The following is a 17,566-nucleotide window of genomic DNA, read 5'->3' as shown; positions in this document are numbered from 1 at the left end:
CACATTGTATTCGGTTTTTCGCATACATTTCTCCGCAGTCTCGAAATTTTATTAATTCTATTATAGTAAGCATATACGCCTTCGGCGTCCTTTAAGGTCGGTAAACGTTATAAGCGAGAAAGATAAGTATAATGTATAACGAAAAAGAAGCTCCAGCATTATGCTACTAGAGCTTCTTTCATTATGGACGCTGGTAAACGCTGCTGATCAAAAAAGCGAAACAGGAATGAGCTTTCTTCCTCCCTTGACTAGGGTGGATTCTAACATGTCCCCTTTGACACCCCCGAAATAGAGCTGCCAATACACACCAAAGCGAACGCTGACGTCATTCTTCACTAGCTCCGGTGGCGTAACAATCAACCACTGAAATTTGAGCGCCTTAGAAATTTCAAATACAGGATCAAGCACGTTATTTGAAACCATTTCTCCAAATGGATTGTCATATAAAAAGACCGTCCACCCTTTGTTCTCACGATTTACACGTTTATGTGTCATGATCATCATTGCTACCAACAGTTGTACCGATTGGCGCTGTCCGCCACTGCCGACAGCCTCATCCAGCGCACCCCGATTGATGATTTCCCAGTCGGAATAATGGTAGTCTTCCGGAGCGGCGTAGAGGAAGTAATTTTCCGTTACCGGTTTATATACCTGAAGAATCGGAAAGCGATTCTGAAGCGCCGCATAGACGATTCGTCCGTCATTGATAACCTCTTTGATTATAAGTGTTGGTACCTGTTCAATCTTCGGATATTTTGAAAGCAATTCATGGATACACCGATTGAAATAGTCGCTCACCATCGGCTCTACCTCATCGCTTGTTCTCGGTACATTGATATTTTTATAATTCAGGCGTACCAGCGGGAAGGCATAATTATTCTCATTATGAATAATCATCCGACGTTCCATTCGTTTCATAATATCAATGATTTGTACTACACGATAAGAAGCCCGGGCTACCCACATTTTGCGGGACAGACCCATCTCTTCCTTATCGCTTTGGATGCTCTCAATCTGATCACGTGAACTACGTAACATCGAATCTAGGACTTGCTGAGCAATCGCGAAGTTATCCCAATGAACCGTATTTAAACGATCTAGAATCTTGGTCTCCAGTTCTGAATTCCGTTCATTCTTAGCGAGTTTTTCGGTTAATGAATTTTTCTCTTCCTTCACCTTTCTAGAGACCTCGTCCCGTCTAATGCGGCTATCCTTAATGCGAAGAAGCCAGTCAGCAACAAGAGACTCACAGCTTTCTCTAACGCTCAGCATTAATTCTTCTGGCACAGTCCGTAGATTAACCCGATCCTCAATATGTGCATTCATGATCTTGATTTGATTGGATAACGTCTGAATGAGCGCATCCATTCGATCCAAAGATCGTTTACACTGATTAAGCATGAGCTCATTCTCTTGGATACGTTCCTGAATGTCCGCCTCTTTTTGCTCGAGTAGCTCATTCCAAATTTCCACGGCACGCTCATGTTTCTCTTTGATACTCTTTTCTACTTTGCGCAATTCCTTCTGCAGATTCTCCAATTCGGTCTGGCAGCGGATGAAAGAGTCGTGAATCATCTGATAGTCTTCTTCCAGTGAAGCAGTTTCCGACTTTTGACGGTTTCTTGCAGCCATAATGGATTCGGTAGATTCAGCAGGTTCTGTCACCTTCCGCCAATGCTCATCCACTTGATTCAAGCTGGCTTCAAGCTCGGTTAGATTCTCGCTTGCCGCTTTGATCTGGGCGGCTCTTGTTCGAATTTCAAGCTCATTCTCCGTCAGTGATTGCTGCAGGCTTTCAACAGTACTAAGCTGCTGCAACAGAAGATTCTGTTCTACGGGATCAATTGATGTGACTTCCACATCATCTGAAAGCTGGTGATATGTCGGAAATACAATCTCAGGAAACCAATGCTGCAGTCTAGGAAATAGAGCATATTTGGCATCTCCCGTCCATTTCTCACGTTCTCCGCCAAGGCTTACCATTTGCGCTTCAAGATGCTCGAGTTGCTTGTCCTTACTCGCAAGCTCTTTGCTCACTAAACTCTTACGATCTGTATACTTTTTCTTCTCCTTTTGATCCTGTTCATGTTTCTTCGAACGTTCAATCCAACCTTGCAATGCTGCTGCTCTCTGCTCCTGTTCTGCACTAAGCGCTTTATTCTCGATAAGTTCCCGACCGATCCGAGCAAGTATACCCTCGTTCTCATCTATCTCGTTGTCCAGATTGATAAGGCTCTGCTGAAGCTCACTTTGCAATTTCATAAGGGTATTGCGTTTGGCTGTAATCGTCACAGTGTTCTCTGTTTGATATAACCGCTCATATTCCTGACGCACAGATTTCAGCTTCGATAAATAAGCCTCCGCATCCTGAAGCACTTGTTCTTGCTCCTTAAGCTTCGCTTGAATACCGCTCTTAAAGTTAAAGAAACGGTCTGGTTCCAGTACCATTTGTGGCCCTTGGTTCGCAAAAAGGTTAAATGATACTTGATCTGAAGCTGCCATCTCTTCACGGATAAAAATCGGCACCGCTGATTTCAACAGTGTATCCTTTAGCAGATCCGGCTTGATTTTATCAGCTTCGCGACGAGTTACAATGAGGCTATAAGGAAGGAGTGGATGGCGCTCCAGCTCTTCCTCACGTTCAAGGTATGGGCGATCATTTAAATAGGAACTGCCCGGTGTGGATTGAATCTTAAGCGAATCAAGTGTATCCTTGACCGCCAGAATATCTGAATTCGGCAGCCAGTAGGATTGATTCTGAAGCTCCACGTCCATGAGCTGATTGTAGTAATCCCGTCTGGAACGTTTCGTTTGCTGCTCCACTTCATCCATTTTTCGGATAAATCGTAGTTGAATAGCATCTTTTTCTTCAAAAAGGCCAGTAGCTCCCAAACGATTATGTTCATTAAACATTTCCAGCAGCACAACAATCTGTGACCATAACTGTGATTCCTTATAGGTCTGTGTATCAAGCAGTGCCCCAAGCTCGTCTGCCTCACGTTCATAAGAACGATGTTTCTCGCTAAGCTCGGCATGATTCTTATGCAATGTCAGCTTTTGATTCTCAGCCTCTTTTTGCTGTTCCTCTAATGCTTCCATATCCAGAAGTATCGTTTTGGCAGCTGAAATTGTACGTTGAAGCGCCGCTACCGAAGCATGGGCAGCTTCCTGACCATGCTGGGCTGCGAATGCTCCGAGCTCTTCTGAATATTGCCGAATAGATAACGTCAATTCATTAATCTGGATATCGAGGCCTGCTAACTCCAGCAAGAAGCTCTCCCGCTCCTTACGCAGTCCTTTTTCTTCAGTCGACAGAGCTCGCTCCGCGGTTCCAAACCCTCTGATCGTTTGTTCCCAGAGGATGAATACCACATCCCATTGTTTCCGAAGCTTTTCCTTGGCAGCCTGAATGACCTCTTGACGTTCTTTCATCTCCAGAGAACCTTCAATCGCTTGAATCTCTTTCTGCCACTGCTCAATTTGTCGTGTATGGAGCATACGTTTGGCCAAGAAATGAGCCACTTCTAGCTTCTTCTCCTGAACCTTGGAATCGTCCAGTCGTCCACGTGCCCGTCTCTGATGATCACTGAGCTTGTTAAACTCTTCCTGTTTCAGTTCCATTTCTTCCTTGCTGCGTAAATACTTGAGATTGTCCGTCTCAAATCGCAATTGCTTCGATTCCTGATAACGCCCAGCCAGTTCATTAGCAACCTTACTTCGCTCTTCCTCCGCATTCCTCAACTCTTCATGGATAACCGTATAGATCTGACGTCCACGTAGTTCCGTTTCTTGAACAGTGCTCTCTGCCTCTACTCCTAGCTTCACCAGCTCGTATAAAGGTGCTGTCATTCCAAGAAACTCTGTGTAGACTTGTTCCCGCTGTTCAAGCATCGGTAGGCGCTGAGCTACTGTCGCCGTATCGATAAACATCCGTTGCAGCGTATTGTCTTCTTCTCGCGGTGACTCATTCAGACTGGAGCCGATCTCAGGAATAATAAGCTTTTCGAATAAGTTATGGTTGGTAAAGGCATCATTCTTTTTGAAATAACCTTTGATACCACCCTCTTCCCCATTGATTCGCCGCATATTGCGCCACTCAGCGATATGGATATCCCGGGTAGCCAGGAAATCATAATATCTTTTTAAATCCGAGCTATGGCTACCGAAAGGTACAATCTCCCCCCGTCGATCTCGCACAAATTGCTGGATCGTTTCAAAACTCGTAGGTTCAGCAGTCTCTTCATCAAAAAGCGGCAGCGTCGAAAGGGTAAGTTCAGACGTTTCGCCATAATCAGTAAGTGCATACAGCAGGTAATCCACTTTAATATCCTGCTGATCCAGCGAGTTATGTGCGGTCATAGCTATACCCGTCGTCATATACACATTACGCTCAGTGTTGTCGAGACGCCATTCGATCGCTATGTGAAAGGTATAGGGTTTAAGTTGTTTTTTATGGTTATGAAAAAATGCTTCCACCTGGTTCTCACTGTCTTTTCCCCATGGTGTTTTGGGCATTAATAACTGAAATATGGATTGCAGCAGGACGCCTTTCCCGCCACCATTCATAAGAGTAATCAGCGTGTTGGATGGTCCCTCTTCGTTACAGAGGTCCAGAATCATATCATCATACTTCTTGAGCATCTTCTCGTATTTAAGCCCTGTTATCCGTATGCGTTCAATCCGCGGCATAAGTAGCACCGTCTTTCTCAGCTAAAGTTCGTCCGATGAGTTTCTTTAATTCCTGATACCGGTCGACATCATGATATAAATACCGCATTCTTTCGTAAAGCTCTTCCCGCGGGAATATCCGCTTCTCTGACTCCGAAATGAACACAAGCTTCTCCTCTTCCAGGAGTTTCATGCCTTCATGGATCAGCCCAATACGTGAGCCTGCCCCTCTTGTCAGAAGATCACTTTCTTCCTGACTCTTAGTTTGCATATAAAGGTTGGTCCACACTTTAGACATCGCTTGGATATCCAATTGCCACTGCTGGCTAAACCGACCTTCAGCATCCATCTGCATCCACGCTTGAAAGAGAGAGGACACCTGATCAGATATCTGTATGTAGGACATACTGTCTTGCCCAGACTTAAAGTGAGTTTCGTCCTGGTCCATCTCAGCCAGAAAAACAAGGATAATGATATTAATGATATGTAAATGAGTTTTGCGCTCAATTCGTGAATATTTGTTCTTCAACTGGGTGAAGTTGGTAGCGAACACTGACCCGAGTGGATTGACCAGCAAATGGAGACGGTGCCCGGAATTCATCACTCGGCAGCCTGCTTCCTTAGCAACATATTGTAGTGCATCATAGGTTCCTGCATCCTGAAGGCATTCTGCCGCCGCCGGATCATCGAGAGGGATTACTTTTTTACGAAGTAATTCAAAAAATAGCCGTGATGCTTGCTGTACCTGTTCTAATGTATAACTCATGCTAGTACCTTCTCACCTCTCCACGATCGTAATAGTATAAGGACTCATATCTAGACCAGACCAGCGTACCCATGGGGTTGGCTCTGGAGCAATGCTCGTCCGCAGCAGCTTGCCGCGCAAGTCCTCCAGTTGAGGATCATCCGCAAGTACATACCGGATTAGTAACTGGCATTCATCGGATCCATTGCTGTTCTCCGGGGCCTGTTCCTGTACAACAATCTCTGAATGAAAAAACTGCACCCATAGATCGACAGCATCTGGTGTACGTGCCCATCTAGTTAATTCCTCTGCGGTAAAAGCATCCGCAGTGAATGTAAAGCTCCCTTGCTGAGCTAGCGCATTGAACACAGGCTTCCACAATGCAACGACTTCCGTCCACGGAATCCCTTTAGGAATATATTGAACTGCCTCAGCCTCCAACTCATCTTCAAGTTCATCCATCACTACATCTGGAATAAAACCAACCTCTTGTTCCTCCCAAGCCCAGGGAAGCGGATAGACGAAATCCTGATTCGGAGCGAACAGTCCGCTGAGCAGCAATTCAAGACTATCGCCGCTTGGCAGGCCTTCATCTTTCACCCATTCCTCCCATACATGAGTACGGAAGTTAAAGCCGGAAGCTCCCCAGAATAATTCAGGGAAGTTCAATCTTAAATTGGTCTCTACCTCAAAAATATTCAGAACTACCTCAGCCAGTTCATCGTGCACACGCCTAGAAAGTTCGACCCGTTCAGAAAGAATACGAATCTCATTGAAGTCGATCACATCTTTCTCGTCATTGGCTAGCCGGGCCAGTGAACGATGAATATTATCAAAATGCTTACGTTCTTCATCGAACTGCTGATGAATCTCTTCGAGTCGCTGATGCCGAGCCACTCCGAATTCACTAAAAATATGCTTCGGATTACGGCGCAATGCATTCCGGTATTCCTGCTGCTCATGGGTCATTTTCCGGACCCGGGAAATAAGTTCATTCACATCCTGTAGCGCCCGTGTCACACGACCATGCTTAATATGCATCTGAATCTCCAGCAGCTTAATGCTGATCTGGAACTCTTCAATAATCTCATGACTCATAAAAATGAGCTCCATGGCATACTCAGAGAGACGATAGATTGTTCTGCCGCTCTCTTCCCAGCTGCTGCGGGTCGCATCCTCATCCACCATGAAATACTTATATTTCTGCACAGCCATTTGCCGAGCCGCATCATCATAATAATAGGATTCGAAATCCCCACCATTTCCGCTCCAGAGCAGGCCGTCCACTAAACGTTCTACGGATTCGGTAGTCCCGAGATTCGCGATATTAAAGCGTTGCAACGCAGTCCAAGCCAGGGCTATAATATCTTCCTTAGCTCTTCTCTCATTGGATTCTAGCTCTAAATAATAGACTTGCAACAGAACACTTAAAGACACCATCTCTTTGTAAGGTTGGATTTCACCAAGGTTCATGCCAGCCCCCAAGTTCCATAGGGGATTCAATCGTTTGTTTCGTTCACCAAAATCCGACCAATTCATCTTTCTGTTAACCTCACCCTCACCAAATAAAAATAAAACCCGTATACATCCGTATAGGGTTCTAAAGTACGCGAATATATGTTTCTATTATATCAATCCTTCGAAAGTTATGCTATTTTTTGTTAAACAAAATCATAGATTCTATCCACGCATTTCTACTCCGCAGAATCTGGAGTACATACCATACAATATTGCTCTAGTGTACTGTTGGGCAAGGGGATGACCTTAACCGTGCGGAACTGATAATGCTCATAGATGGGAAGATTGCTTGGCGTCTGTGTCTCTAATGTACATAATGCATTCTTCTTACGGCATTCGGCGAGCAGCGCCATCATAATCTTTGATACATATCCTTGCCCACGGTAACGTTCTTGCACAACAAGCATATCCAAATGCATATACTTCTGATCTCCAAACATCGATAACCATAAGGAACTCATACTACGCAGAGTAGTTAGTCCTCGAATAAATCCTCGCACACCAATGATTCGGCAAATCGGTAAACACTTGAGAATCGCAAGTCCAATTTGTTTCATATAGTTGACGTTCGAAATCAATGTCCCGCTCTGACGCTCCGAATGGAACACCAAGGCAACAGCTTCATAATTAGTTGACGTCGTTAGAACATCCGAATAAGGATATAACATCTCAATATAACGATGAAAAAAAATGTTTAATACGCGGAGTCTTGTTGTTTCATCAGGCAAAATATGCTGATATAGTGGATCATTCTTTGCGAAGGCTTCTGCCAGAACGCTGGCGGCTTTCGGAATGTCCTGCCGATGAATTTTAATTAATGAACTACAAATAGTTCCACCTCATTTAGTTTACTTTCGCGATAGGCTCGGTTAGTGAACAAGCCATTCAAGAATATTATAACTGGTTCAGTCAAGTCCTCATTTAAAGGGATGAACTTCGATATGGCACGATGGTTCTATTGTCATTTCTTCATTGAATGCGCTATGATTAAAAAGATTATAAAAATACTGGGAGGAAAAATGGAAGATATTATACTGTGGCTTAAATACTTGTTACTAGGATTTGTTCAGGGGGCAACTGAGCCAATCCCCGTATCCTCTAGCGGTCATTTGATCATCGCGCAGAAATTGCTAGGCTTAAAACAGAATGGGCTATCATTTGAAATCCTAACAAATACGGCTTCTCTAATTGCGATTTGCTTTATTTTCCGCAAAGATATCGGAAGATTGATCACTGGATTCATTCAATTTATTCTGACCCGCAAAGAGGAATATAAGTCAGATTTTATGTTCTCTTTGTACATTATCATTGGCACCATGCCTGCAGTTATCTTAGCCTTGTTCTTTAAGGACCAAATCGAGGAGATTTTCTCGTCTGTACACACCGTGTCCATCGCCTTGCTGGTAACTGGGGTTGCTTTATGGTTAATTCGTAATCTTCGCGGCCGTAAACAAGATGGGGACTTGAAAACGAAGGATGCAGTCATAGTCGGACTTGCCCAAGCTGTAGCTCTTATTCCTGGGATAAGTCGCTCAGGCGCAACGGTCATCTCTTCCATCGCTATGGGGATGAAGCAAGAAACTGCTTTACGCTTTTCTTTTATGCTGTATATACCGATCAGTCTGGGCGGACTTGTTATGGGTGCATCTGATATTGCCCATGACCCAAACCGGGCGCAACTAGCAATTCCATACTTCATTGCATTTATCACTACACTAATCGTCACGTATTTTTCTATGCGCTGGTTTATGGGGATTATGGCTAAAGGTAATTTGAAGTACTTCTCTTATTACTGCTTCTTGGCTGGGATACTACTCCTGATCTTCATGTAAGTACGTGATTTCAAACAAAAGCCCTCATGACCATCTCTGGGATTACAGAGAGCATGAGGGCTTTTCAACCTATTTTAACAGGGATATTACTTCCCCACTCGACCGAATCTTGCCGATCCTAGGGAAAATGGTTTTACACACATAGTCATGCTCTTCTTTCGTAGAAGCAGTCATTGCATCTTCCACAAAAACTTGATTGTATCCAAGCTGATAAGCTTCTCTAGCTGTCGTATCTACACCGATGGATGTGGACACACCACACAATACAATCGTATCTATCCCACGGCGCCGTAACTGCAAATCAAGATCCGTTCCGAAAAAGGCACCCCATTGACGTTTAGTAATCACATGTGCGTTTTTGAAGCCAGCTAATTCAGGCACTAAGGTATCCCAGCCTTCTGGAAAGGACGCTGCATTCATATTCAAATCTGTATGAGGTCTTAACATATCTTGACCATCTAACGAGGATACTCGTACAAGAACTACAAATGCACCCTTTTCAGTAAAAGCTTGAACTAAGCTGCTCCCATTTTGAACCACCTGCGTACTTGTGTGCGGAGCCTTATTAGGACTGTGAATAATTCCATTCTGCAAGTCGATTACAACCAGTGCCGTTTTCTTTGCTTCGATACTTTCAGTTTCTGATCTCTTCAAGTCTTCCATGATCTTCTCTCCCATTTAAGTTTAGTTTTTTGTACACTTTAAAATACACCCAACCTGCATTGATCAATAGCAAAACACTCGTCACAAAAAACACATCCCGGATCCCAAACCAGGCTGCCACTTGCCCACCTAGAACCGAACCTGCAAAGGTGCCAAGATAACCTGCCGACATGTTAAAGCCAAATACTCTGCCTGTAAGAGCGTCCGGTGTGATTTTCTTAACGAGAATATTCACAGAAGGGATTAATCCGCCTGCAGCTAATCCTAGCAGAAAACGAAGGCCCATTAACTGCCAAGGATTCTGAACAAACGCTTGTGGGATGAATAGAAGTCCTGCCGCAATAAGCGCAACTAATATGACTTTTTGAGCCCCTATCCGGTCAGACAGCTTTCCAAGTCGTGGAGCAGCAATGATATTAGCCAACCCTGAAGCAGAGAATGTCATTCCAGCAAGCAGAGCCACATGACTAGCACTCTTGGATAACTGAGTAACATATACCGTAATGATCGGTTCTACAGAGTATAAAGCTACGGTTAGAATAAAGAAGGTCACAAACAAGGTTAGTGTTAGGCTTTTCTCTGGAACACTGCTCCAGACTTCCTTGATACTTAGCGTCTTTTTATCTTCACGATGAAAAGATTCCTTCACGAACAAAGCCGTTGTAATGAAGGCAACCAGCATCAGTCCACCCGTAACAAAAAATGAACTTTGTAAACCCAGACTCTCTGCAATGAAACCACCAATCGTTGGGCCAAGCAAAGCTCCAGCAATACTGGCTGTTGAAAGAGTTCCTAAAGCATATCCTGCATGTTCCTTATCCGTCTGAGTTGCTATTAATGTAGTACAAGCTGTACTATAACCCGTTATTGTGCCCTGTAATAATCTTAGTGCAATTAATACATACACATTAGGCGCAAAACCCATGCAGCTGATCACAATCGCCATCCCCAGACTTGCCCGCAAAAGCATTGGTTTCCGTCCGAACCTGTCTGCCGCCAGCCCCCAAATGGGTGAAAATATGGCTGAAACGATAAAGGTAATTCCAAAAGCAATACCAGAAAACTGAGCAACGGAATCGGCATTATCCACGCCAAGATGCTTAATGTAAAGTGGCAATACTGGCGCAATCTGGCTCATACCTACACCCGTTACAAACATACCAAACCAGCAAACGATCAAATTCCTTTTCCACATGGACATAAAAAAGCCTTCTTTCTGCTAACAATAACAACCTCATATTAACAGTCAGATTGGCTCTATACCATGCATTATTCTAAACTCCATGGACATTTTTGCTCTGAAATTCCGAAGGGCTGTTGCCTGTCATTCTTTTGAAAATTCTGCTGAAATAAAATTCATCCGTAAATCCAAGGGTTTGCGCAACCGCTTTGATTTTAATGTCTCCTTCAAGAATCAGCTCTTTCGCTTTATCAATTTTCATTTTATTAAAAAACTCAATGATCGAATAACCTGTAATCTCTTTGAATGCTCGTGATAAATAAGCAGGTGAAAGCTGTACCAACTCAGATAATTCGCTCAAGCTAACTTTCTCATTGATCTTTTGATGCATATAATTAATAATTTTTTCCACTTTTAATGAAGTGGAGTAATTTTGACTTTGTTTTTGTGTATTTTGAGCAATTGCAATAATAAGCTGCTGTAACAAAGTCTTCGCTACAAATTCATATCCTGGCAGCTTCGTATTCCAGCTCTGAATCATTTGTCTGAAGATATCTTCCACTTGATAATAATCCTTCAATTCGGATACAGCTTGCAAATGGAGGGAATCCACATCACCACTAATTCCCCATTTCTCCTCGTTCATGCTCACCTTCGCGTAGTTAAAATGAACGGACAGAAAGCATAAGGGATCTTCAGCCTCTATCTCTATTGAATGCTTAACATCTGGAGAAATATAGAATAACATACCAGCTTTAAACGAATGCCGTTTTCGCTCAATCATAAAGCTGCCCTTCCCTCCAGTCACTAAGAGAAGTTCATGATGTTGAAGGGTTCTAACGAGCTTACTCCAATTTCTCTTGGGGTCATTAAAGTATCTGTAATTACAATATAGTATGTGGAAAAATAGATTATTTATATTCATAAAAGACCTGTCCAAATGTCCGCCGAACGTTCGATCGGATCGTATTCTACGTCATATCCGAACGTTTCATTCTTTTTAGGCGTTTGTTGGGTAAAGAACTCACGACCTTTCACTTCTATAGATAAATCGCCTTCAGTCTTTATCGTAAAATTAACATTAGCGTAGCGAGCATGATTAATCGCCGCCTTAACGAGGGCAGGATCAAGTTTTACTTCATCCAACCCCATTTGTTGCCGGATTTTATTAATCGAAGCTAGTGCCTTTAGTTGCTCCGCGCTACTAGTTCCGTCAAACCATACTTTTGCAGCTTGTACCTTTGTGATATCAATCAATGGAGTGATTACCATAAGCAGAAAGACGCCTATAAGCATCCATTTTTTACGCATAGTTCCCCTCCTCAAAATTCCATATCTTGTTAGACGACATTCATCCAGAAAGGTTTCTGTAAAACAGGTCAAAAATACAAAACAAACCACCCCGTAAATGAACTTCACCTCGATGGTCAGACAAACAATCAGAGGCGTATTTCATTATAGAGTGGCTTTTCTGAAATCTCTTATGGTTTCTGTATAAACAGCTGTGTCCAATAATGTTGATATCGACTAGTAGATGTTCCTCCTACATAACCAACCCCAATATCCGTAAAGCGAGGATCCAAAATATTAGCTCTATGGCCAGGGCTATTCATCCACGATCTCATTACTGCTTCAGGTGTGGCTTGGCCTTCCGCAATATTTTCTCCATAAGCACGCCAAGCTACACCAAATCGATCTAACATTTGAGAGGGGGTACCATAAGTTGGAGAGGTATGGCTAAAATAATTATTATCCCTCATATCTCTTGACTTCAAAACTGCAAGATCAGTAAGCCGAGAATTAAGAGTTAAAGCAGCAATTCCTCTACTTGTCCGTTCCTCGTTGACTAATCGAAAGACTTGCAACTCAAATGCGTTAGCTTGTCTTATATGAATCCTTGGCTGCCCTACTCTTTTCGTAACGGGACTACGTTTCGCTTTTATTCCTTTACTCAAAGAACTTTTGACTCTTCTTATTGAAGATATTCTTTGCTTCATGATTTTCCCTCCTACAATGTATTTATAACAATATATTGTGGAAGAGGTCTTCACGCTTGTACTAAAATCTATAATTCTACTTTAAATTTTCTTAACCCTATGTACTTGATTTCTCTTTAACTTGACATGCATTAGTTACTTTATGTTAATATAAACAGATCATAAAAGTTGATATATCATCTATATTTCAATTAGGAGAGATCACATGGATTCCAAAGACCGATTAGGTTTAGTTATTCGAGATTTACACTTAGAAATAGCCAATTATTTAACAAAATTGCTTGCACCCGTTCGGCTTGCGCCTGAACAACATTTACTTATGGCGTTGTTGCTTGAGAAAGAAGGTCTATCTCAGAATGAGATTGCTAATCAACTTGGGAAGGATAAAGCCAGTGTTGCCCGAATGATCGCTAGCTTAGAGAACAAGGGATATATACATAAAGTAACAAGTACGCAAGATCGTCGGTCGGTAAATGTTTTTGTCACAGACGAAGGCAGGAAATTAGAGACTACAATCAATGAGGTGACGATCAAATTAAACGAAATTATAGCGGCAGGATTATCACCTGCAGATTACTCCACGCTAACAACTTTGTTAACCCGTGTGCAGAATAATGTAAGAGAGGCATAAATGCATCTCCCTTGCTCAATAGTTGACATATCATCTTTTTCATAAAAATAATTCGAATCTATTTCTGAAAAGAGGTTTATCCTTATCATGGAATCAACAGCAGCTGTTCAAGTTAAACGTCCCGCCCTAATGGCCTTCTCACTTATGCTAGGAGCATTCGTTGGGCTATTTAGTGAAACCGCCTTAAATATGGCTTTTACCAACTTAATGGATGAATTTTCAATCAACGCCTCAACGGTTCAATGGCTAACCACAGGATATTTACTTGTATTAGGAATCCTTGTGCCTATATCCGCCCTATTAATGCAATGGTTTACCACCAGACAATTATTCACAGCTTCCTTGCTGTTATCTATCATCGGTACATTAATTGCTGCGCTCTCCCCTAATTTCACCTCCTTATTAATTGCGCGTTTAGTGCAAGCTTTGGGAACTGGTTTATTGCTGCCCCTAATGACGAACATTATTCTAATTATCTTCCCTGCACATAAACGCGGAACGGTCATGGGAATGATGGGACTAGTGACGATGTGCGCACCAGCCATCGGGCCAACTTTATCTGGTTTAATCGTGGATCATTTGGGCTGGGAGTTTATCTTTTGGACAAGCTTTCCCTTATTATTATTTACATTTGGATTCGGATTAACATTCATCAAAAATGTAGCCGAAATCTCTAAGCCTAAAATAGATATTTTATCCATCCTGCTTTCTACTTTCGGATTTGGTGGCATCGTATTTGGATTTAGCAACATCGCTGACCATGCTATCAGTGAAATCATTGTCTATCTTCCTCTTATCGTTGGTGTCATCAGCTTAATCCTGTTTGTTTTACGACAGTTTAAATTGGAAACGCCAATGCTAAATTTAAGAGTGTTTAAATATCCTATGTTTACAATAGGTCTTATTATGGTCTTCTTTGGAATGATGATCATTTTGTCCTCTGCCATTTTATTACCGTTATATTTAAAAGGAGGTTTATTGTTATCCGCCACAGCTGCAGGAATTTTACTCCTTCCAGGCAGTGTGATTAACGGAGCTATGGCTCCAGTGACTGGGAGAATATTTGATAAATTCGGCCCGAAGCTATTGCTGCCGCTTGGATTCTCCATCGTAACCATTGCAGGTTTTCTATTCACAAGCAACTCTACTGAAACCAGTAGCCTGACCTTTATTTTAATACACTGCGCTATGTTTATCGGATTAGCAATGGTCTTTATGCCCGCTCAAACCAATGGCTTAAATCAATTACCCGTGAAATACTATCCGGACGGTGCTGCTGTCATGAATACACTTCAACAAATCGCAGGTGCTCTTGGTACGACGTTCGCTGTTACACTAATGTCTAGCGGGCAAACACGATTCGCTAACACACATCCAACTGCTGCACAGCCTGAAGTTTTAACCGCAGGAATTACATATGCATACATATTTATCGCAGTGATTGCAGGTATAGGATTGATTTTATCGTTATTTGTGAAGCGTATTAAAGTTCATTAATTTTCATCAAAAAAAGACAGTGGACATAAGCTGTCCGCTGTCTAAATTTTATTCCATATATTTCTCATAAAATACTAAAGTTAACTTATCGTTTACTTGCTTTGTTTCTTCTGTTCGTTTATATCCTACCTTTTCATATAAATAGCAGTTCCTCTGCTCTTGTTCAATACTATCCAGCTCTCATTTTTTTGCGTCATTATATCTCTGTTCGATCAGAAGTAGGCTGTCAGATATTCCTTTTGTCATCCGATTTAGAGGGATCTCTAAAAGAACCCGACATACCCGTAAAAAGTCCAATTAATCCAATAAAAACTCCTAACCCACGACCACCCTCGTAGGCTAATATCACAACTACTCCAAACAATGTGATGTGAAGACCAAAAAGCTGAGTTTGCAGGACGCTAGGTTCGATAAAATCTAATAATGCTCCTACGTGAAACATTACAACAACTAGCACAATTAGAACGGTTAAGATCCATAATCCTAAACTAATCATCTTTACCTCCATTAAAATTTATTATCAACTAGACACTCCTAATTTCAAATAAAGACACTTGAGTCTACCGACTCCAGCGTCTCGTCATGTTGGTTTATGACTTGTTTTTAGGTATGATATAGAGCGTTCCGTCTTCTTTAAATTCAGCATAGGCAACATCCTCAATGTATTTATAGCCTTGCTCCATGACCCGCTTCTGAATCTGTTCCTTGTTCATCGACCTGCCCCGCATGGACTCTTCCAGTACCCTACCTTTATCAATAACTGTAACGGAAAAAGTAGAGGACTGCTCATCTTCAGACTTACGCATAACCGACAGAGAACCATTCGTCTCGAGCAGAGCATACTTTACTTCACTTAACGAAAAAATATTTTGTTGCCGCAGCATGAACAGCAGTTGGGTAAACTCAATATCGTATTTCTCCATCAAATCCTGATTCACTTTGCCAGCGTCGATTAATAGTACTGTCCGACCTTCTGCCATGTTCCCGAACTTCACAAAATGGGTAGTCGCCTTTTCAAACAAATAAGACAAAGCGGTCCAGATAAATAGAGCAAACAGCAGATGCCAGACCTTCACCTCATCATCGTATATCGTATTCCCTACAATCTCACTTAAAATCAATGATGACAGGAAATCGAGTGGTGTCAATTGGCTAAGTGTCTTGCGGCCAGTAATAAAGGTAATAATCCACAAACCAAAGAAGCTAATGATCAGTTTAACACCTATAGTTACAAATATATCCATTGGTGCACCTCCAGATGGGACTTCGCACAGGGTCGTTGCCCTTATGACACGAAATCCATTCATGAAAGGTATTACACACTCCTAGTGGGGGATAAACAGCAAACAAGAATCTCTGCAACTTGCCGTTATGTTGGGATGGTGATAAGGAACGTTGTGCCTTTCCCTTTTTCACTATCGACTTCAACAATGCCTTTCACTTTATCAATGGTACTATAGACCATAAGCATCCCTAGTCCCGTCCCTTCAGCTTTGGTCGAATAATACGGTTTACCGAGACGCGATATTTCTTCCTTTGTCATTCCAATGCCAGTATCGCGAATACTGATAATAATATTTTGTTTTTTTTCCGAAATATCGATGAACAGCGTACCACCGTCCTTTTCCTTCATGGCTTCGATTCCGTTTTTATAAAGATTAATAAGACATTGCTGTATTTGATTGCGATCATAATTTTTAAATAGCGAATTATTAAAACTAAATTTGACCTCTACTTTGTGCATAGTGGCATAAGGCATGATGATATTCTTAGTATATTCTGACTCTGGCTGCATGTTGGAATAGACCATATTATCGGATTGCGGCTTAGCAAATGAGAGATAGTCACTCACGATTTTTTCAGCCCTCTGTAATTCTAATAGAGATAATTCTACGTACTGTTTCTCCTCCCTTGTGATCGTCTTCGATTTATTCAACAGCTGTAAAAAACCGCTGGTCACTGTAAGCGGGTTTCTGATTTCATGTGATACACTTGCCGCTAACTCGCTCACAACATTTAATCTTTCAGATTGCATAATTCGGTCGCGATTCTTAATATTAGTAATAATCTTTTCTATTAAGATCATATTGATACACATCACCCCGACATGGGTCGTAAAGGCATTTAAGGTGAGAAACCAATATTCCCGATTTAAACTCCCCTGTGTAAAACCTAGTGTAATTAGGTAAAATCCCATCGTCAGAAAAGAAATTATTGTTGCCGCGATGATGCGACTTTTCGAATCTAGTTTTAAGAACCTTTTACTATATAGAGGGACCAGGATTAGGATTGAAGTGGCGAAAAGAAAGGATTGTAACGTACCCTCTCCCCCCACATAAAATCGATAGATATTTAAAAGGATATACAGCGGTAGAACGTTCTTGTATCCACCAAAAAGAGCCACAATAATAAACGGGACATATCTCAAATCAAAAATAAAACCCATATCGAGTTTAAAGGGTTTGGCTATACAGAGACACATCGTTACTGCCGACAGAAGAACCAGAATCTTACTATTATAAGCAAAAGCTCGATTCTCAAAGAAAATCAGAAAAATTACAATTGGAAACAATAAAAAAAAGAAATTCAAAAGCAAAGTCTCAAACAAGGGATAACTTCCTTTCAGCCTAGTGTTGCATAAAATAAAGGTTTTGATAGCGCACTGGAAAAATACGCTAAAATAATATTATAAGTAAAGTTCCCCATATTAACTATGTATTTCTCAACCATTTTTAAAATAATAAAAAAAGGACCTGACGGCGTCCTTGGAGTGAATCAGAGCGCTGGCTCGTTTACGTTACTGGTGGCACATTGTATTCGGTTTTTCGCATACAT

Annotated in this window: 15 protein-coding genes; 3 read left to right on the top strand and 12 right to left on the bottom strand. The window is 41.8% G+C overall.

All coding sequences use genetic code 11. The annotated features are described in order from the left end of the window. Positions 1-207: 207 nt before the first annotated feature. From CA600_RS28620 to CA600_RS28605, 4 genes are all read right to left on the bottom strand, one after another. Positions 208-4,689 (bottom strand): hypothetical protein, encoded by a 4,482-nt coding sequence (locus CA600_RS28620; RefSeq protein ID WP_094874509.1) that lies wholly within the window; start codon positions 4,687-4,689, stop codon positions 208-210. Further along, positions 4,676-5,434 carry a DUF6063 family protein gene (locus CA600_RS28615; RefSeq protein WP_094874508.1) on the bottom strand — a complete coding sequence of 253 codons (759 nt, stop codon included), beginning with the start codon at positions 5,432-5,434 and terminating at the stop codon, positions 4,676-4,678. Before CA600_RS28615 ends, CA600_RS28620 begins: the two co-directional genes overlap by 14 nt. Positions 5,435-5,446: 12 nt before the next feature. Further along, positions 5,447-6,952: a hypothetical protein gene (locus CA600_RS28610; protein WP_143812219.1), complete on the bottom strand. Its 1,506-nt coding sequence runs from the start codon at positions 6,950-6,952 to the stop codon at positions 5,447-5,449. Positions 6,953-7,107: 155 nt separating this feature from the next. After that, positions 7,108-7,539, bottom strand: a complete 432-nt coding sequence (locus tag CA600_RS28605) for a GNAT family N-acetyltransferase (RefSeq protein ID WP_256990050.1) — start codon at positions 7,537-7,539, stop codon at positions 7,108-7,110. Positions 7,540-7,950: 411 nt separating this feature from the next. Between CA600_RS28605 and CA600_RS28600 the strand changes: the two genes are divergently transcribed. After that, a complete protein-coding gene (locus CA600_RS28600) occupies positions 7,951-8,763 on the top strand; it encodes an undecaprenyl-diphosphate phosphatase (RefSeq protein WP_094874506.1) in 813 nt (270 codons plus the stop codon). A 69-nt stretch (positions 8,764-8,832) separates the two neighbouring features. Here the strand turns inward: CA600_RS28600 and CA600_RS28595 are convergent, their stop codons facing one another. The 5 genes from CA600_RS28595 to CA600_RS28575 all read right to left on the bottom strand — a co-directional run bounded on the left by CA600_RS28595 (position 8,833) and on the right by CA600_RS28575 (position 12,603). Continuing rightward, positions 8,833-9,426: a hydrolase gene (locus CA600_RS28595; RefSeq protein ID WP_094874505.1), complete on the bottom strand. Its 594-nt coding sequence runs from the start codon at positions 9,424-9,426 to the stop codon at positions 8,833-8,835. Next, the gene (locus CA600_RS28590; protein WP_094874504.1) at positions 9,398-10,627 is read right to left on the bottom strand and encodes a multidrug efflux MFS transporter; all 1,230 of its coding nucleotides are present in this window, start codon (positions 10,625-10,627) and stop codon (positions 9,398-9,400) included. The genes CA600_RS28595 and CA600_RS28590 overlap by 29 nt, the downstream gene beginning before the upstream one ends. A gap of 73 nt (positions 10,628-10,700) precedes the next feature. Continuing rightward, a complete protein-coding gene (locus tag CA600_RS28585; protein ID WP_094874503.1) occupies positions 10,701-11,531 on the bottom strand; it encodes an AraC family transcriptional regulator in 831 nt (276 codons plus the stop codon). Next, positions 11,528-11,917: a CAP domain-containing protein gene (locus CA600_RS28580; protein ID WP_094874502.1), complete on the bottom strand. Its 390-nt coding sequence runs from the start codon at positions 11,915-11,917 to the stop codon at positions 11,528-11,530. The genes CA600_RS28585 and CA600_RS28580 overlap by 4 nt, the downstream gene beginning before the upstream one ends. A 170-nt stretch (positions 11,918-12,087) precedes the next feature. Continuing rightward, complete coding sequence (locus CA600_RS28575; protein ID WP_094874501.1) at positions 12,088-12,603, bottom strand: CAP domain-containing protein; 516 nt, start codon at positions 12,601-12,603, stop codon at positions 12,088-12,090. Positions 12,604-12,808: 205 nt separating this feature from the next. Between CA600_RS28575 and CA600_RS28570 the strand changes: the two genes are divergently transcribed. Together CA600_RS28570 and CA600_RS28565 are read left to right on the top strand one after the other, a co-directional pair. After that, positions 12,809-13,234: a MarR family winged helix-turn-helix transcriptional regulator gene (locus CA600_RS28570; protein ID WP_094874500.1), complete on the top strand. Its 426-nt coding sequence runs from the start codon at positions 12,809-12,811 to the stop codon at positions 13,232-13,234. Between the two features lie 87 nt (positions 13,235-13,321). Continuing rightward, on the top strand, positions 13,322-14,731 hold the full coding sequence (locus CA600_RS28565; protein ID WP_094874499.1) for an MDR family MFS transporter: 1,410 nt from the start codon (positions 13,322-13,324) through the stop codon (positions 14,729-14,731). A 226-nt stretch (positions 14,732-14,957) separates the two neighbouring features. Here the strand turns inward: CA600_RS28565 and CA600_RS28555 are convergent, their stop codons facing one another. From CA600_RS28555 to CA600_RS31985, 3 genes are all read right to left on the bottom strand, one after another. After that, positions 14,958-15,227, bottom strand: coding sequence for a hypothetical protein (locus tag CA600_RS28555; RefSeq protein WP_094874498.1), 270 nt, complete (start codon positions 15,225-15,227; stop codon positions 14,958-14,960). A 94-nt stretch (positions 15,228-15,321) separates the two neighbouring features. Beyond that, positions 15,322-15,975 carry a YetF domain-containing protein gene (locus CA600_RS28550; protein WP_094874497.1) on the bottom strand — a complete coding sequence of 218 codons (654 nt, stop codon included), beginning with the start codon at positions 15,973-15,975 and terminating at the stop codon, positions 15,322-15,324. Positions 15,976-16,100: 125 nt separating this feature from the next. Then, a complete protein-coding gene (locus CA600_RS31985; protein ID WP_256990049.1) occupies positions 16,101-16,817 on the bottom strand; it encodes an ATP-binding protein in 717 nt (238 codons plus the stop codon). Between the last annotated feature and the right edge of the window lie 749 nt (positions 16,818-17,566).

The sequence above is a fragment of the Paenibacillus sp. VTT E-133280 genome, assembly GCF_002264385.1.
GTDB classification, from domain to species: Bacteria; Bacillota; Bacilli; order Paenibacillales; family Paenibacillaceae; genus Paenibacillus_AQ; species Paenibacillus_AQ nitricinens.
This window is presented reverse-complemented; position numbering and strand designations above follow the sequence as displayed.